Here is a 19212-nt window from a genome sequence, read left to right on the forward strand (position 1 = left end):
GGTCAGGTCTGGCGCCACCAGTCGCCGAGCAGCCATGTGGTCCCGTCCCAGGCGCTCAGCACATGCCGCAGGTTGTTCAGGCTGGCGCTGACGGTGGGGCGCTTGACCAGCGGGATGACGTAGTTGCTGGAGACCACCAGGTCGTTCATGCGGATGAACAGTGCGGCGCGCTTCACCGGGTCCAGCTCGCCCTGTGCCTCGCGGAAGATGCGGTCGTATTCCTCCGACCGGTAGCGCGTGATGTTGCGGCCCTGCCAGTTGTTGGCCTTGGAGGAAACCTCCCAGGAGACATACTGGTTCATGAACCGCTCGGGGTCCGCCTGCGGCATCGTCGTGGTGTACATCTGCATGTCGGCCCAGAACTTCGTATAGGTGTCCGGGTTGGCGACGTCGGAGGAGAAGAAGACGGTGGCGGTCACCGACTTCAGCTCCAGGTCGATGCCGGCGCGCTGCGCGGCCTGCTTGTAGACGGCCTGGGTGCGCTGCCGCGGCGCATTCACCGAGGTCTGGTAGATGAAGCGCAGCCGGACGCCGTCCTTGGCGCGGATGCCGTCGCGGCCGCGCACCCAGCCGGCGCCGTCCAGGATCTCGTTCGCCTTGGCGATGCTGAATTCCCAGCGCATGTTGGGGGAGTTGAAGCGCGGCGGGTTGTTGAGGAAATTCGCCGTGGCCGGGCCGCCGCGGCCGTAGATGAACTGCTCCAGCGCATTGCGGTCGATCAGCAGCGCCATGGCCTGGCGCACGGCGGGGTCGCGGAAGGCGGGATGCTCGGAGTTGATCGAGGCGCGCTCGCCATCCACCTCCCGGTGCGGATCGCAGGGGTTGAGCTGCACGAATTCGATGCCGCCGCCATCGACGATGTTCACCTTGCCGCGGCCATTGGCTTCCAGCCGCTTCAGGATCTCGTCCTCCACCTGCATGTTCCAGGCATAGTCGAAATCCGCCGTCTGCATCACCGCCCGCGCGGCGGAGACGGCATCGCCGCCGCCCTTGATCTCCAGCGTGTCGAAGAAGGGGCGGTTGTCCATGTGGTAGTTCGGGTTCAGCTCCGCGCGCAGATTGTCGCCCGGCGCGAAGGAGACGAACTTGTAGGCGCTGGTGCCCACGGGGCGCAGGTTGGTCGGCGCGTCGCGCGCATTGGATCCTGCATAATCCTTGAACAGATGCTTCGGAATGAGCTGCCCGATGGCGGCGACGAAGGCATCGGCCCAGAAGGGCGTCGGCTGGTTGAACTCCACCCGCACCGTGTGATCGTCCACCTTCACGACATTGACGTCACGATAGGAGCCGGAGGAGACGGCGGCGACGGCCGGGTTCTTCGCATATTCCCAGTTGAAGATGACGTCGTCGGCCGAGAAGTCCTGGCCGTCATGCCACTTCACGCCGCGCTTCAGCTTCCAGGTGACGGAGCGCCCATCGGCCGAAAGCCCGCCATTCGCGGTGGAGGGAATCTCCGCCGCCAGGATGGGATGCAGCGTGCCGTCGGAGGCCCAGCCGGCCAGCGGTTCGTAGAAGACGCGGCTGGCATCCGCATTGGTGGTGCCGGATCCGAAATGCGGATTCAGCAAGGTGGCCGCCTGCCAATAGAGAATCTTCAAGGCCCCGCCGCCGCCGCGCCGCTGCGGCGCATAGGCCGGCACGGATTGCGCGGAGGCGGGTGAGATCCCGTGCAGCGCCAGAAGCTGCGTCGCCATCGGGGCCGTCAGCCCCACTGCCGCCATCCGCTTCACGAAGCCGCGGCGCGAGAGGCTGCCACGCTGCACGCGCCCGATCATCTGGCGCAGATCGTCCCCGTTCATGCCCCACTCTCCCAAGCCCGAAAGACCCTGGGCGCCGGATCTGTTTGTCCGTCCGGTCGCCCTGGGAAACCCTGTGCCTGGGACGCTACAGCATGGAGACGGCCTGTCTAACTGTTTTTGATGCCCCCCATCAGCGCCGCTGCTGGCCGAGCTCCTGGTCCACCACGCTGACCCAATAGGCGACGCCCATCGGGATGATCGCATCATTGAAGTCGAAGTGCGGCGTGTGCAGGTTGGGCGAGGTGCCGTCGGGGCCCGTGCCGGCGCCGAGGAACATGAAGGCGCCGGGCCGGGCTTCCAGCATCAGCGCGAAATCCTCCGCCCCCGTCACCAGCGGGAAGTCCGCATCCACCGCCTCCGCGTCCACCAGCGCCTTCGCAGCCTCCAGCGCCAGCTCCGTCTGCTCCGCATGGTTCACCAAGGCGGGCACGCCGCGGCGATAGGTCACCTCGGCCGTGCAGCCATGCATGGCCGCCAGGCCATTGGCCAGCTCGCCGATCCGCCGCTCCAGCAGGTCCCGCACCGCCGGCCGGTAGCTGCGCGCCGTCCCGGTGACGGTGATCTCCGCCGGCATGACGTTGGAGGAGATGGGCGAGCCGCCCTGGATCGATCCCACGCTGAGCACCGCGGCCTCCACCGCCGCGACATTGCGGCCGATGATGGTCTGCAGCGCCAGCACGAAATGCGCCTGCACGATGGTGACATCGGTGGCCAGGTGCGGCGTCGATCCGCCATGCCCGCCGGTGCCGTGGAAGGTCACGGCGAAGCGGTCGGCGGCGGCCAGCGCCGGCCCCTTGCGCGTGGCGAACCGGCCGGCCGGCAGCGTCGGCTTGTTGTGCAGGCCGTAGATGGCATCGCAGGGGAAGCGATCGAACAGGCCGTCCGCCAGCATCGCCTTGGCACCACCGCGGCCCTCCTCCGCCGGCTGGAAGATCAGATGGACCGTGCCGGCGAAATCGCGGTGCTGCGACAGCCAGCGCGCGGCGCCGAGCAGCATGGTGGTGTGGCCGTCATGGCCGCAGGCATGCATGATGCCCGGGTTGGTGGAGGCATAGGGCTTGCCCGTCGCCTCCGGAATCTGCAGCGCGTCCATGTCGGCGCGCAGGCCGATGACGCGCTGGCCCGGCCGCGTGCCGCGGATGGTGCCCACCACGCCGAAGCGGCCGATGCCCTCCTCAACCTCCACGCCCCAGTCGCGCAGCTGCCGGGCGACGAGGGCGGAGGTGCGCACCTCCTCCATGCCGAGTTCCGGATGCGCGTGGATGTCCTGGCGGATGGCGGCGAGCTCCGCCTGCCAGGCCTGCACGCCCTCGATCACCGCCTGGTTCATCGCGAATTTCCCTGCCTGCTGGCCCTGTCTGCTGACGGAAGGATGAACCCGAAACGGCCCAGCGTCACGCGGCCGATGCAACCGGCGCGCCCGGCCCGCATTGAGTCCCGCTCAACCGCAGGAGGGATGCATGGAAAGCCTGAAGCCCGGCGACAAGGTGGCCTGGAAGACAAGCCAGGGGGAGACCCAGGGCAAGGTGGTCCGCAAGCAGACCAGCCCGACCCATATCAAGGGCCACAAGGTCGACGCCAGCACGGACGATCCGCAATACATCGTCGAGAGCGCGAAGACCGGCGCGCGCGCGGCGCACAAGCCGGGGGCGCTGCACAAGCGATAGGGGCGGCGCGTCAGCCCGTCACATCGGCCTCCGGCCGGTCGCCGGCGGCCGAGAATTCGGTGTGCCATTCGCCCTTCGCGTCCTGGTACTCGATCATCGCCCCGGCATCGCCCGGCACGTGCTGCTGCCGTGCCACCTGCCGGGCACGTTCGAGCGCCGCGTCATGGGTGGGGAAGGATTCCGAAAAGACATCGCCCAGCTTGTAGGCCCAGCCGCCGTCATGCTGGACGATGCGATAGTGGATGCGGTCCATCTGCCAACTCCCTTGCCTGCACCAAATGCCGGCGGGTCGCGCGGGTTCCCGGGCGGCTATTCGCGGCGCAGGATGCCGTCCACCAGCCGGTCGGCCCAGGGCCGGCTCTGGAAGGCGGCGCGCAGCGCCACCTCGTCATAATCCTCGCGCAGCCAGTCCAGGAAGGGTTTCGGGCCGTGCTGCGCCTGGAAGGCCGCGTAGTCGCGGAAGAAGGCGTCGAGAATGCCGGTGCGACTCGCTGAAACATGGCCGAAGCGCCAGTGCAGCTGGTCCAGCGCCGCCTCCACCGGGCGGCCCTGCAGCAGCAGCCAGATGCCGGCGACCAGCCCGGTGCGATCGGCGCCCGACTTGCAATGGATCAGCACCGGCTCCGGCAGCGTCTCCAGCAGCCCCACCAGGCGCAGGATGCGGTCCTTGTGCGGCGCGCCGCGGCTTTCGAAGGGCGCATCGACATGCGTCAGGCCGAGCTCCCCGGCCCGCGCCCGGCCCAGCGCGTCGCTGCCGCAATCCTGCCGATGGCCGCGCAGGTTGATGACGGAGCGCAGGCCGAAGCGCCGCTTCGCCGCATCCAGCTGCCAGGGCAGCGGATGGTTGGAGCGATAGAGCCGGCCGGCCTCCACCACCCCCCAGTTGCGCCAGGAAATGCGCAGCGCGGCATGGTCCACCAGCAGGCTGTTGATCCAGGCGGCGCGGCGCCCGGCGGGGGAGGACAGGTTCACCGCGCCGATATGGCGCCTGCGGGGCCGGAAGGCCAGCCTCAGCGCAGCAGGCTGGCCCGGGCCCAGAAGACGCGCAGCCGCCACCAGACCAGCAGCACGGCCAGGGCGAAGCCGCCCAGCAGCAGCGCATCGCCGCGATCCTCCACCAGCGCGGCCAGCGCCCCTACCGCGGTGCCCGGCACCAGCAGCAGCGGCGCCCAGATCACGGCGGAGCCGATATTGGCCGCCTGGAACTGCCAGTTGGACATGCGGGAGATGCCGGCGATGACCGGCGCCACCGCCCGCAGCGGGCTGATGAAGCGGGCGATGAACACCGCCCAGATGCCCCAGCGGCGGAAGATCAGCACGCCGCGCGCATAGATCCGCCGATAGCCGCGCGGCAGATAGGCGCGCACGAAGCCGGGCCCCAGCCAGCGCGACAGCCAGAAGCCCAGCGCATCCCCCACCACCGCACCGGCGAAGGTGGCCAGCAGCAGCGGCCAGGCCGGCAGCACCCCGGTGCCGATCAGCAGCCCGAGCCCCAGCAGCAGGGCCGAGCCCGGCAGGAAGATGCCGATCAGCGGCACCGATTCGATGAAGGCGATGACGAAGGCGATCAGCGGCGCCCAGGCCGCATGCGCCTCCGCCCAGGCCACCACCGTGCTGACGATCCGATCCATGCCGAGCCTAACCTCATTCCGCCGTGGCGGGTTTCACCTCCGCCGGCTGCAGCACGCTCGGCCGGCGCCCGCGGATGGTGGAGATGGCGGCCCATACCAGCATCAGTGTCGTCACCGTAAGCAGGGTGGCGCTGATCGGACGCTCCCAGAACACGGCGAGGTCGCCGCGCGACAGCAGCATGGCACGGCGCAGATGCTCCTCCATCAGCGGGCCCAGGATGAAGCCGAGCAGCAGCGGCGCGGGTTCGAACTTCAGCTTCATCATGGCGAAGCCGATGATGCCGAAGACCATCACCACCACCACATCGAAGTAGCTGTTGTTGATGCTGAACACGCCGATGCAGATGAAGACCATGATGGAGGGATAGAGGATCGAATAGGGAATCCGCAGCATCCGCACCCAAAGGCCGATCAGCGGGATGTTCAGGATCACCAGCATGACATTGCCGATCCAGAAGCTGGCGATCAGGCCCCAGAACATCTCCGGGTATTCCGTCATCAGCCGCGGCCCGGGCTGGATGCCCTGGATGATCAGCGCGCCCAGCATCAGCGCCATCACCGCATCGCCGGGGATGCCCAGCGTCATGGTCGGGATGAAGGCGGTCTGCGACCCGGCATTGTTCGCGGCCTCCGGCGAGGCCACGCCCTCGATCGCGCCCTTGCCGAAGCGGGACGGATCCTTGGCGACCTTCTTCTCCACCGCATAGGACATGAAGGAGGCGATGGTGCCGCCGGCGCCCGGCAGCACGCCGACGAAGCTGCCGATGCCCGAGCCGCGCAGCATCGGCTTCCAGGACAGCTTCCAGTCCTGCCGGCTGGGCATCATCGAACGCATGGTGATCTTCTCGGCCGCCGCATCGGCGGTCCTCACCCGGCCGATGCTGCCGATCACCTCCGCCACGCCGAACAGGCCCATGGCGACGGCGACCAGGCTCAGCCCGTCCGACAGATAGGGAATGTCGAAGGTGTAGCGCTGCTGGCCGGTCTGCACATCGGTGCCGACCATGCCGAGGCAGAGGCCGAGCAGCACCATGGCGATGCCCTTGATGGGCGACCCCTGCGCGAGGGTGGAGGCCGCCACCAGCCCCAGCAGCATCATGGCGAAATAGTCCGCCGGCCCGAAGGCCAGCGCCACACTGGCCAGCTTCGGCGCGAAGACGGTCATGATGATGATGCCGATGCTGGCACCGACGAAGGAGGCGATGGTGGTCATGAACAGCGCGATGCCGCCACGGCCCTGCTTCGACATCGGATAGCCATCGAGGCAGGCGACGGCGCCGGAGGGGGTGCCCGGCAGGTTCAGCAGGATCGAGGCGGTGGAGCCGCCATAGGAGGCGCCGTAGTAGATGCCGGCCAGCATGATGATCGCCGGCGTCGCCTCCAGGTGGAAGGTCAGCGGCAGCAGCATGGAGATGGCGGCCAGCGAGCCGATGCCCGGCAGCACGCCGATGAAGGTGCCGAGGAAGACGCCGACGAAGCAGTAGAACAGGTTCTCGGGGGAGAGGGCGGTGGCGAAGCCCATCCCCAGCATGCCGAAGACTTCCATGCTCAGTGGCTCCACCAGCGGAAGGCGGGAATCGGCATGCCGAGCCCCTTCGTGAAGATCAGGACGCCGATGCAGGACAGGGCCACGGCCAGGAGGAGGGTGCGCAGCCAGCGCAGCTCCGCCTCGGCCAGGGAGACGATGACCACCAGCGCGACGATGGAGGGGACGAGGCCTGCGGGCTCGATCAGCCAGGCGAAGGCCAGGCCGCCGGCCAGGATGGCCAGGAAGGGCCGCAGATTGGCGCCGGGCTTGTCACCGCGGCGGAACCAGGCGGGGATCAGGATCAGCAATCCGATGGCGGAGATCAGGATACCGAGGCCGGTCGGGAAAGCTCCGGCGCCCATCCGGCGCATCTCGCCAAAACTGTAATGAATCTGCGCATGCCACAGGAACCACAAGCCGAATACGAGGAGGAGCGAGCCCCCGATGAAATCTGTCCAGTCTCGCCTCTCCATTACGATCTCCGTTGTTTTTTACTTGGACACGGCAGAGGTTTCCGCCGAGCCGCGCTCCCTGCCACATGGATAAAGGATTGCAAACAGGAAATCTTCTTAGAAGACGAAGCGCCTTCGCCCACCTCCGGCGGCCATGCGGGGCGCGCGGATCCGGGAAATCGAGGCGGTTCAAGGGGATGTATGGCCCTGCGATCGCCGCCGCCGCCGCGCGGCGCGCGGACATAAAAAAACGCGCCACCCTGCGGTGGCGCGCCGTTTCGGCAAGAACTTCGCCGCCTAACTATTCCAAACGTGCGCCGGAGATGCGCACCACCTCGCGCCACATCGGCCGCTCCCGCGCCGCCCGCGCCGCGGCCTCCTCCGGCGTGCTCCAGATCGCCCGCGCGCCGGTGCGCAGGAAGCGGTCCTGCATCGCCGGCGTTTCCGAGACCTCCTTGATGGCGGTCGAGGCGCGCTGCGTGATCGCCGCCGGCACGCCCGCCGGGAAGGCCATGGCGCACCAGGAGGTGACGACGAAATCGGGCACCCCGGCCTCCGCCATGGTGGGCACGTCCGGCAGGGTGGGCCAGCGCTCGGCGCTCGTCACCGCCAGCGCCCGCATCTGCCCGGCCGCGATGACCGGGACATAGGAGGCCAGGTTGTCCAGCGCGAAGTTCACATCGCCCGCCAGCAGCGCCGGGATGGTCTGCGCCGCGCCGCGGAAGGGCACGTGCACGCCCTCGATCCCCAGCCGGTTGGTGAACATGGAGCCCGAGAGATGCGGCGTGGTGCCGACGCCCGGGGAGCCGTAGTTCACCCCGCCCGGCTTCGCCTTGGCCCAGGCGATGAAGTCCCGCAGGTTGGTCGCCGGCACATGCGCCGCCGGCACCGCCAGCACGTTCGGCAGTTCCCAATGCATGGAGATGGGCGAAATGTCCTTCTCCGGATCATAGGGCAGGCGGGCGTAGAGATACTGGTTGATCGACCAGCCACCGACCGTCACGGGCCCCATGGTATAGCCATCCGCCGCGGATTTCGCGATCGCGTCATGGCCGATATTGCCGCCGGCGCCCGGGCGGTTCTCGATGACGAAGGGCTGGCCGAGCTTCTGGGACATCTGCTCCGCCACCAGCCGGGCCAGAACATCGGTGGACCCGCCCGGCGGCCAGGGGACGATCACGCGGACGGGCCGGTTGGGCCAGGGCGACTGGGCGAGCGCCGGGGCGGCGAGCGGCGGCAGGGTGGCGGCAAAGGGCGCGCCGAGCGTCGTGCCCAGCAGGGCGCGGCGGCTGATGATCATTCTTCTTGTCTCCTGGACGTGGGACCGGGGCCAGGGTAGCGGCCCCGGCCCCGCACGGCTACCAGGACGAGGTCAGCCGTCCCGCCGCGCCTGGTTGTTACGCGTCGCCTGCGAAATGCTGCCGATGGCACGCGGGTCCGGGCCGAGATGCACGTCCACAGGGCTGGTGTCCCGCATGCCGCGGCCAGCCGTGCGGCCCGGCTGCGGGTGGTGCGGCCGCGCGGCGCGGCGGCGCGCCAGGGCCTCGCGCAGCGCCTGCGCATTGCGGGCCTGGGCGCGGCCCTGCTGGCGCGCCTCCGCCTTGCGGGCGAATTGCGCGTTCACGCGGCGCAGTCCGGCGGCGAAGACCTGCTTCTTCTGCGAGAGCTTTTCCGCCGCGGCGGTGGCCGCGCGTGGCGTGGCCACGGCCTCGCCCCTTACCGGCACGCCCTTGCCGCGCCGGCTGCGCTGCGCCTCCCGCACCAGGTCGCGGGCGCGGCGATGGGCGGCGCGCAGACGCTCCGCCAGGGCGCGCAGCTCCTCGGCCGAAAGCGCAGCCAGCTCCGGATGATGGCTCGGCGCCAGCAGCTGCGCCTCCTCATGCGAGAGCAGGCGCTGCTCTTCCTTCCGGGTGATCGCCATGGCTGTCCTCCTGATAGATGGAGGTTTGTTAACGTGACGATGCCCGCGAAGGTTGCCTGAAGTTAATCCGACCCTTAGGCCTCACCCAGCCGATGCTTGCCGAAGGGCAGGCTGCGGATGCGCCGGCCCGTCAGCGCGGCGATGGCATTGGCCACCGCCGGCGGCACGCCGGGCGTGCCCGGCTCGCCGACGCCGCCCATCGGCGCCCCGCTCTCGATGATCCGCACCTGCACCTTCGGCATCTCGGCCCGCGACAGGATCCGGTAGCTGTCGAAATTGCGCTGCTGCGGCTGGCCGCCCTCGAAGACCACCTCCTCGAAGGCGGCGGAGGACAGGCCGATGCAGGCCGCGCTTTCCACCTGGGCCTTGATGATGGCGGGGTTGACCACGCGGCCGGGGTCGATGGCGACGAAGAACTCGTGCACCACCGCCTCCCCGCCCCGCAGCGAGACCTCCGCCACCGTCGCGACCTCCGAGCCGAAGGGGGAGGCCATCGCCAGGCCGCGGGCGCGGCGGGTGCCATCCGGCGCCTCATAGGGCCCGCGCCGCCAGCCGCCCGAGAGATCCATCACGGCGTCGAGCAGCGCCAGGTGGCGCGGACTGCCCGCCAGATGCGCCCGCCGGAAGGCCAGCGGGTCCGCCCCCGCGGCTTCCGCGACTTCGTCCAAAAAGGCCTCGTAGAAGAAGTCGTTCATGGAATGGCCGACGGAGCGCCAGAAGCCGACATTGATGGGGTGCGGCACATGCACCCATTCCACGCGGTGGTTCGGGATGGCGTAGGGCTTGAAGGCCACGCCCTCCACCGCCGAGCTGTCGACCGGCGGATTGCCCATCCGCGCCGTGCCGAAATGTTTGGCGACGGGCCCCTCGCCGGGGACCGTGGCGTGGAAGGCGGTGATCTTCCCCGCCGCGTCCAAGCCTGCGCGCAAACGAACAAAACCCATCGGGCGATAGGCATCCCGCGCAAACTCCTCCTCGCGGGTCCAGATCACCTTCACGGGGCGTTCCACGGCGCGCGCCAGGCGGATGGCCTGGTTCATCGGGTGGATGCTGCCATAGGTGAAGTGGCGGCCGAAGAAGCCGCCCAGCAGCGGTGAATGGATGCGGATCTTCTCGGCCGCCAGGCCGGATTCCCGGGCGGCAATGCCCTGGAAGGCTTCGGGCGACTGGTTCGGCGTCCAGACGTCCAGCGTGCCGTCCGCATTGAAGCGCACGGTGGCCGAGGGCGGCTCCAGCTGCGCATGGGCGAGGTAGGGCGCGTCGTAATCCGCCGTCACCACCTTGGCCGCGGTCCGTAGCGCGGCCGGCGCATCGCCCTTCATGTCATTGGCGGGGTTGCCCGGCGCATCCGCCTGGGCGCGCATCGCCTCCCGCATCCCGGCAGACGAAAAATCCTGCGGCACCACGGGCTGGCCGGAGAGCGCGGTCCAGGCCACCTCCGCCGCCTCCACCGCCTTCTTGGCGCGCCAGAAACTGTCCGCCAGCACGGCCACGGCGCCGGGCAGGCGATGGATGGAATGCACGCCCGGCATGGCCTTCAGCGCCGCCTCGTTCAGCACCTCGCCCGGCTCGGCGCCGGCGCGGGGGGCGTGGAGGACGGCGCCCTGCAGCATGCCGTCGACGCGCATGTCGATGCCGTACTGCGCCTGGCCCGTGCTTTTCGCCCGGGTGTCGAGGCGCTTCTGGGGCGTGCCGATCAGGCGGAAGGCGCCGGTCTTGGGCTCGGCGTCCTGCGGCACCGGAAGCGCGGCGGCGGCTTCCGCCAGCTCGCCATAGGGGATGCGGCGGCCGGTGGCGGCATGGATGACGAAGCCCGGCTCCGTGCCCAGCTCGCCGACCGGCACGCCAAGCCGCTGCGCGCCCGCTGCCAAAAGCATCGCCCGCGCGGTGGCGCCGAGCACCCGGAAATGCGCAAAGGTGTTGCGGATGGAAAAACTGCCGCCGGTGACGCGGCGGGTGCCGTTGAACAGCACCTGGTAGTCCGGCCCGGCGGGGGCCACCACCACCTCGAAGGCTGTCAGCTCCGCATCCAGCTCCTCCGCCACGATCTGCGCGACGGCGGTATGGATGCCCTGGCCGCCCTCCGCGAAGGGATTCTGCAGCAGGATGCGGCCATCCGGCCGGATGGTGAGGTAGGAGGGCACCTTGCGGGCATGGGCCAAGCCGCCCATGGCCTGGGCCCGCGCCGCACGCTGCGGGATGCCGAGCGCGAGCAGCAGCCCGCCACCGAAGCCGGCCGCCAGGGTGGCGCGGCGCGAAAGGTTCAGCGGCGCATCGCCCTGCAGCGCGGCGCCCAGGGCATCATCGAGACGGGTCATGGCGCGCCCCCCTTATGCCGCATCCGCCGCCTGGCGGATGCCGGCGGCGATCATGTTGTAGGTGCCGCAGCGGCAGAGATTGGTCATGGCGACGGCGATATCCGCCTCGCTCGGCTTCGGCGTTTCCTTCAGCAGGGCGGTGGCCGCCATCAGCTGGCCGGACTGGCAATAGCCGCATTGCGGCACGTCCAGCGCCACCCAGGCCGCGACCAGCTTCGCGCCGACCGGATCGGCCTCCACCGACTCGATGGTCGTGATGCGCTGACCCGCCACGCTGTCCACCGGCACCTGGCAGGACCGCATGGCGGCGCCGTCCACCAGCACGGTGCAGGCGCCGCACTGGGCGACGCCGCAGCCGTATTTCGTCCCCGTCAGCCCGAGCGTGTCCCGCAGCACCCAGAGCAGCGGGGTATCGGCTTCCACATCCACCTGGCGCGGCGCGCCATTCACGGTGATCTCGATCATCGCCAGCCTCCTGGGCAGGGCCATCCGGCCCGTTGCGGCGGAGTGTGCCGAAGCGGCGGGCCGGCTGTCGAGCGTCGTTACGGCCAGCCGGTCTCCGGCGGCAGGGACATCAGGATGGCCTCCACATTGCCGCCGGTCTTCAGCCCGAAGATGGTGCCGCGGTCATAGAGCAGGTTGAATTCCACGTAGCGGCCGCGGCGCATCAGCTGGTGGGCGCGCTCGGCCTCGGTCCAGGGTTCGTGCATGCGGCGGCGGACGATGGCGGGATAGGCCTCCAGGAAGGCCAGGCCGACGTCCCTGGTGAAGGCGAAGTCATTCTCCACCCCGCGCCCCGGCGTGCGGTCGCCCAGCCAGTCGTAGAAGATGCCGCCCAGGCCGCGCGGCTCGTTGCGGTGCGGCAGGAAGAAGTATTCGTCGCACCATTGCTTGAAGCGGGGGTAGTAGCTGGGGTCGTGGCGGTCGCAGGCGGCCTGGTAGGCGGCGTGGAAGGTGGCGGCATCCTCCAGGCTATGCGGCGCGGCGTGGTCCATCGGCGTGATGTCGCCGCCGCCGCCGAACCAGGCCCTGGTGGTCAGGATGAAGCGGGTGTTCATATGCACCGCCGGGACGCGCGGGCTGCGCTGATGCGCCACCAGGGAGATGCCGGTGGCCAGGAAGCGCGGATCCTCCTCCGCCCCGGGGATCTGCTTGCGGAACTCGGGCGAGAATTCGCCGAAGACGGTGGAGACATTCACCCCCACCTTCTCGAAGACCCGCCCCTTCATCACGGACATCACGCCGCCGCCCCCCTCCGGCCGGTCCCAGGCGGTGCGCTGGAAGCGGCCGGCGGGCAGGCCGGCATGGGGGCCATCCGCCAGCTCATCCTCGATCGCCTCGAATTCGGCGCAGATCCGGTCGCGCAGGCTTTCGAACCAGGCGCGGGCGGGCGCGACCATCGGATGGGCGGGCGGCTGCGGGGCGGCGGAGTCGGGCATGGCGGTCGTTCCTCGGATGGCGGCTTCGGTGGGCCGCGCATGCGGGCAGATTGGCAGGGGCTTAACCGAATGGCGACCCTTGCCCGCACAGGATGGGCCGGCAGGGCCGATGGCCAAGATTTCAGGCGCGACAGCGGATGGACACCGCCGTAAGCCACCCTTTATATGCGCCGCAGCGCCATTTCCGGCAGAAGAGGCTTTCGTGCCCGTCGCGCAAGCGTCTGGCGCCTCGACCCGCCGGTCTGGAGCGAAGGTTTCTGGATCGAAGGTTTCGCGGCGATAGGGTCGCCTGGCGGGTCCCCCGAGGGGCCGGCATGGGGTCTCGGACAGCGGTTCCAGCCGGCCGGGGCCCGACTGGTTGGTGGAGCCGCAAGCGGCAGGCGGAAAAGGACGACGAGATGGCCGAAACATTGGTGTCCCATGGGGCTTCCCCGGCTGGACCCGCCCCCCATGGTGCGCCGGAAGGCGAGACGCGGCGCGATTTCCTCACCCTGACCACGGCGGCCTTCGCCGCGGTCGGCGTCGGCGCAGTGGTCTGGCCCTTCATCAGCTCGATGAACCCGGCGCGGGACGTGCTGGCGCTGGCCTCCACCGAAGTGGACCTGACCCCGATCGCGGTCGGCCAGGCGGTGACGGTGGTCTGGCGCGGCAAGCCGGTCTTCGTGCGCCACCGCACGGCGGAGGAAATCCAGCAGGCGCGCGCCACGCCGCTGTCGCAGCTGAAGGACCCGGCGCCGGACCAGAGCCGCGTGCAGCGCGACCAGTGGCTGGTGGTGGTGGGCGTCTGCACCCATCTCGGTTGCGTGCCGCTGGGCCAGAAGCCGACCGATGCGCGCGGTGACTACAATGGCTGGTTCTGCCCCTGCCATGGCAGCCACTACGACACCTCGGGCCGCATCCGCCTTGGCCCGGCGCCGCTGAACCTTGCGGTGCCCGAATACAGCTTCACCTCCGACACGCAAATCCGGATCGGCTGAGGGCGGCTGGGCGCGGTATCGTCCGCGCCCTCCCCTCGGCCTCCACTGGGGAGCCAGGCAAGATGGCCAGCGGCCTTCACGACAGCACCATCCAGAACCCCGTCATCCGCTGGGTCGACCAGCGGCTGCCGGTGTTCACCATGATGCAGAAGGAATACGGGACGTTTCCGACGCCCCGGAATTTCAACTACTTCTGGAATTTCGGCGCCCTCGCCATGGTCACGCTGATGATCATGATCGCGACCGGCATCTTCCTGGCGATGAACTACACGCCGCACACCGCGCATGCCTTCGACAGCGTCGAGCGCATCATGCGCGACGTGAACTACGGCTGGCTGATCCGCTACGTGCACATGAACGGCGCCTCGATGTTCTTCATCGTGGTCTTCGTGCACATCTGGCGCGGCCTCTACTACGGGTCCTACAAGGCCCCGCGGGAGCTGCTGTGGATCCTGGGCGTCGTCATCTTCCTGCTGATGATGGCCACCGCCTTCATGGGCTACGTGCTGCCCTGGGGCCAGATGTCCTTCTGGGGCGCCACCGTCATCACCAACCTGTTCTCCGCCTTCCCGCTGGTGGGCGAGCATATCGTGACCTGGCTCTGGGGCGGCTTCTCCGTCGACAACCCGACGCTGAACCGCTTCTTCAGCCTGCACTACCTGATGCCCTTCGTGATCGCCGGCGTGGTCTTCCTGCATGTCGCCGCGCTGCACATCACCGGCTCCAACAACCCGCTGGGCATCGACCCGAAGGGCCCGCAGGACACCCTGCCCTTCCACCCCTACTACACGGCGAAGGACAGCGTCGGGCTGATCGTCTACTTCATCGTCTTCGCCTTCCTGGTGTTCTTCATGCCGAACTACCTCGGCCACCCGGACAACTACATCCCGGCGAACCCGCTGGTGACGCCCGCACATATCGTGCCGGAATGGTACTTCCTGCCCTTCTACGCCATCCTGCGCGCGGTGCCGGACAAGCTGGGCGGCGTGCTGCTGATGTTCGGCTCGATCGCCGTGCTCTTCGTGCTGCCCTGGCTCGACACCTCCCCGGTGCGGTCCATGCGGTTCCGCCCGATCGCGAAGTGGGCGCTGTTCCTGTGGCTGATCGCCTTCTTCGTCCTGATGTGGGCGGGCGGCAAGCCGGCGGAGGAGCCCTATGTGACGATCTCCCGCATCGCCACCGCCTACTACTTCGCCTATTTCCTGGTGATCCTGCCCCTGCTTGGCCGCCTCGAACGGCCGTTGTCGCTGCCCGAGAGCATCGCCATGCCTGTCCTCCGCGGTGGCGGACCGGTGATGGCGGGCGCCGCGGCGAAGCCGATGGAGAAGGCCTGATGCGCGCTGTCCGCAACCTGATCGGCGCCCTGGCCCTGGGCGCCGTGGCCAGCCTCGGCGCCGTGCTGCCCAGCCCGGCCCGCGCGGCCGGGGAGGCGATCGCCATCCCGAACGCCAATTTCGGCTTCGCCGGCTTCTTCGGCACCTTCGACCGCGGCGCCGCCCAGCGCGGCCTGCAGGTCTACAAGGAGGTCTGCTCGGCCTGCCACGGCATGTACCACCTGTCCTACCGCAACCTGCTGGAGATCGGCGTCAGCGAGGACCAGGTCCGCGCCCTGGCCGCCAGCTTCACGGTGATGGACGGGCCGAACGACTTGGGCGAGATGTTCGAGCGGCCGGCCCGCCTTTCCGACCGCTTCCGCCGGCCCTTCGCCAATGAGCAGGCGGCGCGGGCCGCCAATAACGGCGCCTATCCGCCGGACCTGTCGGTGATCGTCAAGGCGCGGCCGAATGGGGCGAACTACGTGCATGCCCTGCTGACCGGCTATACCGAGCCGCCGGCCGGTTTCACCGTGGCCGATGGCATGCACTACAACGCCTATTTCCCCGGCCACCAGATCGCCATGCCGTCGATCCTGAACCCGGACCAGGTGACCTATGCCGATGGCACCGCCGCGACGGTGGACCAGATGGCGCGCGACGTGACCACCTTCCTCGCCTGGGCGGCGGAGCCGGAGACCGAGCGGCGCCGCGCCATGGGCGTGAAGATGATCCTGTTCCTGATCGTCCTGGGCGGCCTGACCTATGCCGTGAAGCGCAAGGTCTGGGCCGACGTGAAGCACTGAGACCCGCCCCCGGGCTGGTTTTGCGAAGGGCCGCTCCGCAAGGGGCGGCCCTTTCTGCTTTCCGGACCCCATTGTAGAAGCCCCGCGCAGACAGGAGCCCTCCCGCAAACATGTCCGAAACCGTCACCCCCGTCATCGGCCTGATCGGTGGCTCCGGCCTCTATGACATTCCGGGCCTGGAGGGCCGGGAATGGAAGCGCATCGCCAGCCCCTGGGGCGAGGCCTCGGACGAGATCCTGCACGGCACCCTGGCCGGCGTGCCGGTGCGCTTCCTGCCGCGCCACGGCCGCGGCCATCCGACGCCGCCCTCCGCGCTCAACTACCGCGCCAATATCGATGCGATGAAGCGCGCCGGCTGCACCGAGATCATCTCCCTCTCCGCCGTGGGCTCGTTGAAGGAGGAGCTGCCGCCGGGCCACTTCGTCATCGTCGACCAGTTCATCGACCGCACCTTCGCGCGCCAGAAATCCTTCTTCGAGACGGGCTGCGTCGGCCATGTCTCCGTCGCCCACCCGGTCTGCCCGCGGCTTGGCGATGCCTTGCAGGCCTCGGCCAAGAAACTCGGCCTGCCGGTGACGCGCGGCGGCACTTACCTGGTGATGGAAGGCCCGCAATTCTCCACCAAGGCGGAAAGCCTGCTGTACCGCAGCTGGGGCTGCAGCGTGATCGGCATGACGAACATGCCGGAGGCGAAACTGGCGCGGGAGGCGGAGCTTTGCTACGCGACCGTCGCCATGGTGACGGATTTCGACTGCTGGCACCCGGACCATGACGCCGTGACGGTGGACCAGGTGGTGAAGGTGCTCTTCGGCAATGCCGACAAGGCCCGCGCCCTGGTGGCCGATGTGGTGCCGGGCCTCGGCGCGGCGCGGGGCCCCTGCCCCGCCGGCTGCGACCGCGCGCTGGACCATGCGCTGATCACGGCGCCGGAGATGCGGGACCCGGCGCTGCTGGCGAAGCTGGATGCGGTGGCCGGGCGGGTGCTGCGGGCCGCCTGACCATGCGGACCCGGCTGCTGCCGGCGATCCTCTATGCGCAGCGGCTGGTCTCCGACCGGCGCAGTGAGGCCAGCGACCGCCACCTGGCCTACGCGCTGGCCTTCATCGCGGGCGCCATCAATGCCGGCGGCTTCTTCGCCGTCGGGCACTATACCTCCCATATGTCGGGCATCGTCTCCGCCGTCGCGGACCATGCGGCGCTGGGCCAATGGGTGCTGGTCGGGGCCGGGCTGGCGGCGGTGCTGTGCTTCGTGCTGGGGGCCGCGACCTCCGCCTGGCTGATCAACTGGGGCCGGCGGCACGATTCCACCGCGCAATATGCCCTGCCGCTGCTGCTGGAGGGGGTGCTGCTGGCCGGGCTGGGCCTGGCCGGGCTGGCGGTGGAGGGCGGCAGCGCGGTGGGCACCATGGTGACTGGGGCGGTGGCGCTGCTCTGCTTCATCATGGGGCTGCAGAACGCGACCATCACCAAGGTCTCGGGCGCCCGGCTGCGGACCACGCATGTGACCGGCATCGTCACCGATATCGGCATCGAGCTGGGCAAGCTGGGCTATTGGAACCGCGCCGGCAGCCGGCTGGGGCCGAGGGTGCGCGGCGATCGCGCGAAACTGCGGCTGCTGGGCGCCATGCTCGGCGCCTTCCTGGCCGGCGGCACGCTGGGCGCGCTGGGCTTCAGCCATTTCGGCGCCGCGGCCGCCCTGCCGCTGGCGCTGCTGCTGGGCCTGCTGGGCACGGCCCCCGCCGCGGCGGCCGCCGTGCTGCGGCGGCGCGAAAACTAGTCCTTCACTTCCTCAAGCCGCACCGCCAGCTCGCCGGTCTGGGCCGCGCCCTCGCGCTTGCGGCGCTTCAGGACCATGGGCACCACGAAGACCACCAGGGCCAGCAGGGCGATGACCCAGAAGGGGTAGGTCGGCTGCGCGCCGCCGGGGCTCCAGATCGGGATCATGACCAGCAGGGCCAGGCAGATCCCGGAGGTGATGTAGTAGCCGAGCATGACGTCAGCTCCCCAGATGCTTGGATCAGAGATGTTTGGCGAAGAAGGCCAGCGTGCGGGCCTGGGCCACATCGGCATCGGCCGGCTTGTAGGAACCGCGCTCCTCGCAGCCGAAGCCGTGGCCGGCGCCCTGGTAGACGAAGATCTCGACACCCGGCTGCGCGGCGCGGATCAGCTCCACGTCCGAGAGCGGGATGGAGGCATCGACCTCGCCGAAATGCAGCTGCACGGGGCAGCCGGGGGATTCGGTGCGAGTGCCGGCGATGCCGCCGCCATACCAGCCGCAGGCGGCCTTGAAGCTCTGGCTGCGGGTCGCACCCCACCAGGCGATGGTGCCGCCCCAGCAATAGCCGACGATGCCGCGCGCGGCGGTGGCCGGCAGGGCAGCGGCCGCGGCCTCGATGTCCAGCATCGTGCCCTTCTCATCCACCTTGGCGCGCAGCTCCCGTCCGCGGGCCACGTCTTCGGAGGCGTAGCCGAGCTCCACGCCACGCTCGACCCGGTCGAACAGCGCCGGGCAGACCACGGCATAGCCTTCCGCCGCGAAGGCGTCGCAGACATGGCGCATATGGCGGTTCACGCCGAAGATCTCCTGCACCACGACCAGGGCGCGCGTCGCGTCCTGCGGGCCGGCGCGATAGGCGGTCAGGCGATGGCCATCGGCGGCGGTGAGCTCGATCTGCATGGCGTTTCCCGGGCAGGTTTCGCAGGGTAGTGTTCCCTTATGGGCAAACTCGTCAACCTCAACCATGTGCGCAAGGCGCAGGCGAAGCGGCAGGCCGAGGCCGAGGCCGCCGCGAACCGCGTGAAGCACGGCCGGACTCGCGCGGAGAAGCTGGCCGATCGCGCGGCTGAGGCGCGGCGGGCCGCGCTGCTGGATGGCGCGAAGCGGGAATCCGCGGAAGACTGAGCGGATGGACAGCACCGCCTATGACCCCGCCGCCGATGGCTGGCACATCGTCACCCCCTCCGGCCTGCCGGCGGTCGCGGACCCGCTCTGGCAGCGCGGCGCCGAATACGGTTTTGCGGCACGGCCGGACCACGCCAATGGCCGCGGCGTGGTGCATGGCGGCATCCTGGCCACCTTCATGGACCATACGCTGGGGCTGATCGTCCGCGCGGCGACCGGCGGCGGCATCAACCTGGCCACCATCCAGCTCGACCTGCACTACCTGGCCGCCGCGAAGCCGGGGCAGTTCCTGGTGGGTGCCGGGGAGATCACCCGGCAGACGCGCAGCGTGGTCTTCGTGCGCGGCACGCTGCGCGCGGGCGAGACGGCGGTGATCGCGGCCACCGGCATCTGGAAGCTGCTGGCCCCGCCACGGTGACGCTGCGCGGCCGCATGGGCTAGAAAGCGCGCCGCGACAGA

22 protein-coding genes are annotated in these 19212 nt (G+C 69.5%); 8 read left to right on the forward strand and 14 right to left on the reverse strand.

Annotated elements, in window-relative coordinates:
• Window positions 1–2 precede the first annotated feature (2 nt).
• Both ACTIF1_RS01290 and ACTIF1_RS01295 read right to left on the reverse strand, forming a co-directional pair.
• Window positions 3–1799, reverse strand: coding sequence for a peptide ABC transporter substrate-binding protein (locus ACTIF1_RS01290; RefSeq protein ID WP_439594551.1), 1797 nt, complete (start codon window positions 1797–1799; stop codon window positions 3–5).
• A 130-nt stretch (window positions 1800–1929) separates the two neighbouring features.
• Entirely contained in the window at window positions 1930–3129 is a 1200-nt protein-coding gene (locus tag ACTIF1_RS01295; protein WP_439594552.1) for a M20 aminoacylase family protein, read from the reverse strand.
• Window positions 3130–3259: 130 nt separating this feature from the next.
• Between ACTIF1_RS01295 and ACTIF1_RS01300 the strand changes: the two genes are divergently transcribed.
• Window positions 3260–3466 carry a DUF2945 domain-containing protein gene (locus ACTIF1_RS01300; RefSeq protein ID WP_439594553.1) on the forward strand — a complete coding sequence of 69 codons (207 nt, stop codon included), beginning with the start codon at window positions 3260–3262 and terminating at the stop codon, window positions 3464–3466.
• Window positions 3467–3476: 10 nt separating this feature from the next.
• Here the strand turns inward: ACTIF1_RS01300 and ACTIF1_RS01305 are convergent, their stop codons facing one another.
• From ACTIF1_RS01305 to hemF, 10 genes are all read right to left on the reverse strand, one after another.
• Window positions 3477–3719 carry a DUF2188 domain-containing protein gene (locus ACTIF1_RS01305; RefSeq protein WP_439594554.1) on the reverse strand — a complete coding sequence of 81 codons (243 nt, stop codon included), beginning with the start codon at window positions 3717–3719 and terminating at the stop codon, window positions 3477–3479.
• Between the two features lie 56 nt (window positions 3720–3775).
• Window positions 3776–4438 (reverse strand): tyrosine-protein phosphatase, encoded by a 663-nt coding sequence (locus ACTIF1_RS01310; protein ID WP_439594555.1) that lies wholly within the window; start codon window positions 4436–4438, stop codon window positions 3776–3778.
• Window positions 4439–4476: 38 nt separating this feature from the next.
• Complete coding sequence (locus tag ACTIF1_RS01315; protein ID WP_439594556.1) at window positions 4477–5097, reverse strand: DedA family protein; 621 nt, start codon at window positions 5095–5097, stop codon at window positions 4477–4479.
• Between the two features lie 13 nt (window positions 5098–5110).
• Window positions 5111–6658: a tripartite tricarboxylate transporter permease gene (locus ACTIF1_RS01320; protein ID WP_439594557.1), complete on the reverse strand. Its 1548-nt coding sequence runs from the start codon at window positions 6656–6658 to the stop codon at window positions 5111–5113.
• A complete protein-coding gene (locus ACTIF1_RS01325; RefSeq protein ID WP_439594558.1) occupies window positions 6646–7098 on the reverse strand; it encodes a tripartite tricarboxylate transporter TctB family protein in 453 nt (150 codons plus the stop codon). The genes ACTIF1_RS01320 and ACTIF1_RS01325 overlap by 13 nt, the downstream gene beginning before the upstream one ends.
• Window positions 7099–7378: 280 nt before the next feature.
• Window positions 7379–8377: a Bug family tripartite tricarboxylate transporter substrate binding protein gene (locus tag ACTIF1_RS01330; protein ID WP_439594559.1), complete on the reverse strand. Its 999-nt coding sequence runs from the start codon at window positions 8375–8377 to the stop codon at window positions 7379–7381.
• Between the two features lie 72 nt (window positions 8378–8449).
• Complete coding sequence (locus ACTIF1_RS01335) at window positions 8450–8998, reverse strand: hypothetical protein (protein ID WP_439594560.1); 549 nt, start codon at window positions 8996–8998, stop codon at window positions 8450–8452.
• 74 nt (window positions 8999–9072) lie between these two features.
• The gene (locus tag ACTIF1_RS01340) at window positions 9073–11316 is read right to left on the reverse strand and encodes a molybdopterin cofactor-binding domain-containing protein (RefSeq protein WP_439594561.1); all 2244 of its coding nucleotides are present in this window, start codon (window positions 11314–11316) and stop codon (window positions 9073–9075) included.
• Window positions 11317–11328: 12 nt separating this feature from the next.
• Window positions 11329–11781: a (2Fe-2S)-binding protein gene (locus ACTIF1_RS01345; protein WP_439594562.1), complete on the reverse strand. Its 453-nt coding sequence runs from the start codon at window positions 11779–11781 to the stop codon at window positions 11329–11331.
• A gap of 77 nt (window positions 11782–11858) precedes the next feature.
• Window positions 11859–12755, reverse strand: a complete 897-nt coding sequence (gene hemF, locus ACTIF1_RS01350) for an oxygen-dependent coproporphyrinogen oxidase (RefSeq protein WP_439594563.1) — start codon at window positions 12753–12755, stop codon at window positions 11859–11861.
• A gap of 398 nt (window positions 12756–13153) precedes the next feature.
• Between hemF and petA the strand changes: the two genes are divergently transcribed.
• The 5 genes from petA (at window position 13154) to ACTIF1_RS01375 (ending at window position 17628) form a co-directional block, all read left to right on the forward strand.
• Window positions 13154–13732: a ubiquinol-cytochrome c reductase iron-sulfur subunit gene (gene petA, locus ACTIF1_RS01355; RefSeq protein ID WP_439594564.1), complete on the forward strand. Its 579-nt coding sequence runs from the start codon at window positions 13154–13156 to the stop codon at window positions 13730–13732.
• A 62-nt stretch (window positions 13733–13794) separates the two neighbouring features.
• Window positions 13795–15066 (forward strand): cytochrome b, encoded by a 1272-nt coding sequence (locus ACTIF1_RS01360; protein WP_439594565.1) that lies wholly within the window; start codon window positions 13795–13797, stop codon window positions 15064–15066.
• Complete coding sequence (locus tag ACTIF1_RS01365; RefSeq protein ID WP_439594566.1) at window positions 15066–15851, forward strand: cytochrome c1; 786 nt, start codon at window positions 15066–15068, stop codon at window positions 15849–15851. Before ACTIF1_RS01360 ends, ACTIF1_RS01365 begins: the two co-directional genes overlap by 1 nt.
• Window positions 15852–15961: 110 nt before the next feature.
• Window positions 15962–16849, forward strand: coding sequence for an S-methyl-5'-thioadenosine phosphorylase (locus tag ACTIF1_RS01370; protein ID WP_439594567.1), 888 nt, complete (start codon window positions 15962–15964; stop codon window positions 16847–16849).
• Window positions 16850–16851: 2 nt separating this feature from the next.
• Window positions 16852–17628 (forward strand): YoaK family protein, encoded by a 777-nt coding sequence (locus ACTIF1_RS01375; RefSeq protein WP_439594568.1) that lies wholly within the window; start codon window positions 16852–16854, stop codon window positions 17626–17628.
• Here the strand turns inward: ACTIF1_RS01375 and ACTIF1_RS01380 are convergent.
• Together ACTIF1_RS01380 and ACTIF1_RS01385 are read right to left on the reverse strand one after the other, a co-directional pair.
• Window positions 17625–17843 (reverse strand): hypothetical protein, encoded by a 219-nt coding sequence (locus tag ACTIF1_RS01380; protein ID WP_439594569.1) that lies wholly within the window; start codon window positions 17841–17843, stop codon window positions 17625–17627. The two genes, ACTIF1_RS01375 and ACTIF1_RS01380, sit on opposite strands and share 4 nt — an antisense overlap.
• Before the next feature lie 25 nt (window positions 17844–17868).
• Window positions 17869–18528 carry a dienelactone hydrolase family protein gene (locus ACTIF1_RS01385; RefSeq protein ID WP_439594570.1) on the reverse strand — a complete coding sequence of 220 codons (660 nt, stop codon included), beginning with the start codon at window positions 18526–18528 and terminating at the stop codon, window positions 17869–17871.
• Window positions 18529–18567: 39 nt separating this feature from the next.
• Here ACTIF1_RS01385 and ACTIF1_RS01390 point away from each other — a divergent pair, with 39 nt between their 5' ends.
• Window positions 18568–18753, forward strand: coding sequence for a DUF4169 family protein (locus ACTIF1_RS01390; RefSeq protein WP_439594571.1), 186 nt, complete (start codon window positions 18568–18570; stop codon window positions 18751–18753).
• A 4-nt stretch (window positions 18754–18757) separates the two neighbouring features.
• Window positions 18758–19171, forward strand: coding sequence for a PaaI family thioesterase (locus tag ACTIF1_RS01395; RefSeq protein ID WP_439594572.1), 414 nt, complete (start codon window positions 18758–18760; stop codon window positions 19169–19171).
• Window positions 19172–19212: the final 41 nt, after the last annotated feature.

The sequence above is a fragment of the Falsiroseomonas sp. genome (assembly GCF_051860665.1).
Classification (GTDB): domain Bacteria; phylum Pseudomonadota; class Alphaproteobacteria; order Acetobacterales; family Acetobacteraceae; genus Falsiroseomonas.

Bases quoted from the DNA above. Each gene is read 5' to 3' on its own strand.
- hemF (WP_439594563.1), bottom strand. From the start codon at position 12,755: ATGCCCGACTCCGCCGCCCCGCAGCCGCCCGCCCATCCGATGGTCGCG.
- ACTIF1_RS01365 (WP_439594566.1), top strand. From the start codon at position 15,066: ATGCGCGCTGTCCGCAACCTGATCGGCGCCCTGGCCCTGGGCGCCGTG.
- ACTIF1_RS01380 (WP_439594569.1), bottom strand. From the start codon at position 17,843: ATGCTCGGCTACTACATCACCTCCGGGATCTGCCTGGCCCTGCTGGTC.
- ACTIF1_RS01300 (WP_439594553.1), top strand. From the start codon at position 3,260: ATGGAAAGCCTGAAGCCCGGCGACAAGGTGGCCTGGAAGACAAGCCAG.
- ACTIF1_RS01315 (WP_439594556.1), bottom strand. From the start codon at position 5,097: ATGGATCGGATCGTCAGCACGGTGGTGGCCTGGGCGGAGGCGCATGCG.
- ACTIF1_RS01295 (WP_439594552.1), bottom strand. From the start codon at position 3,129: ATGAACCAGGCGGTGATCGAGGGCGTGCAGGCCTGGCAGGCGGAGCTC.
- ACTIF1_RS01395 (WP_439594572.1), top strand. From the start codon at position 18,758: ATGGACAGCACCGCCTATGACCCCGCCGCCGATGGCTGGCACATCGTC.
- ACTIF1_RS01385 (WP_439594570.1), bottom strand. From the start codon at position 18,528: ATGCAGATCGAGCTCACCGCCGCCGATGGCCATCGCCTGACCGCCTAT.
- ACTIF1_RS01330 (WP_439594559.1), bottom strand. From the start codon at position 8,377: ATGATCATCAGCCGCCGCGCCCTGCTGGGCACGACGCTCGGCGCGCCC.
- ACTIF1_RS01375 (WP_439594568.1), top strand. From the start codon at position 16,852: ATGCGGACCCGGCTGCTGCCGGCGATCCTCTATGCGCAGCGGCTGGTC.
- ACTIF1_RS01290 (WP_439594551.1), bottom strand. From the start codon at position 1,799: ATGAACGGGGACGATCTGCGCCAGATGATCGGGCGCGTGCAGCGTGGC.
- ACTIF1_RS01325 (WP_439594558.1), bottom strand. From the start codon at position 7,098: ATGGAGAGGCGAGACTGGACAGATTTCATCGGGGGCTCGCTCCTCCTC.
- ACTIF1_RS01370 (WP_439594567.1), top strand. From the start codon at position 15,962: ATGTCCGAAACCGTCACCCCCGTCATCGGCCTGATCGGTGGCTCCGGC.
- ACTIF1_RS01360 (WP_439594565.1), top strand. From the start codon at position 13,795: ATGGCCAGCGGCCTTCACGACAGCACCATCCAGAACCCCGTCATCCGC.
- ACTIF1_RS01335 (WP_439594560.1), bottom strand. From the start codon at position 8,998: ATGGCGATCACCCGGAAGGAAGAGCAGCGCCTGCTCTCGCATGAGGAG.
- ACTIF1_RS01390 (WP_439594571.1), top strand. From the start codon at position 18,568: ATGGGCAAACTCGTCAACCTCAACCATGTGCGCAAGGCGCAGGCGAAG.
- ACTIF1_RS01305 (WP_439594554.1), bottom strand. From the start codon at position 3,719: ATGGACCGCATCCACTATCGCATCGTCCAGCATGACGGCGGCTGGGCC.
- petA (WP_439594564.1), top strand. From the start codon at position 13,154: ATGGCCGAAACATTGGTGTCCCATGGGGCTTCCCCGGCTGGACCCGCC.
- ACTIF1_RS01340 (WP_439594561.1), bottom strand. From the start codon at position 11,316: ATGACCCGTCTCGATGATGCCCTGGGCGCCGCGCTGCAGGGCGATGCG.
- ACTIF1_RS01345 (WP_439594562.1), bottom strand. From the start codon at position 11,781: ATGATCGAGATCACCGTGAATGGCGCGCCGCGCCAGGTGGATGTGGAA.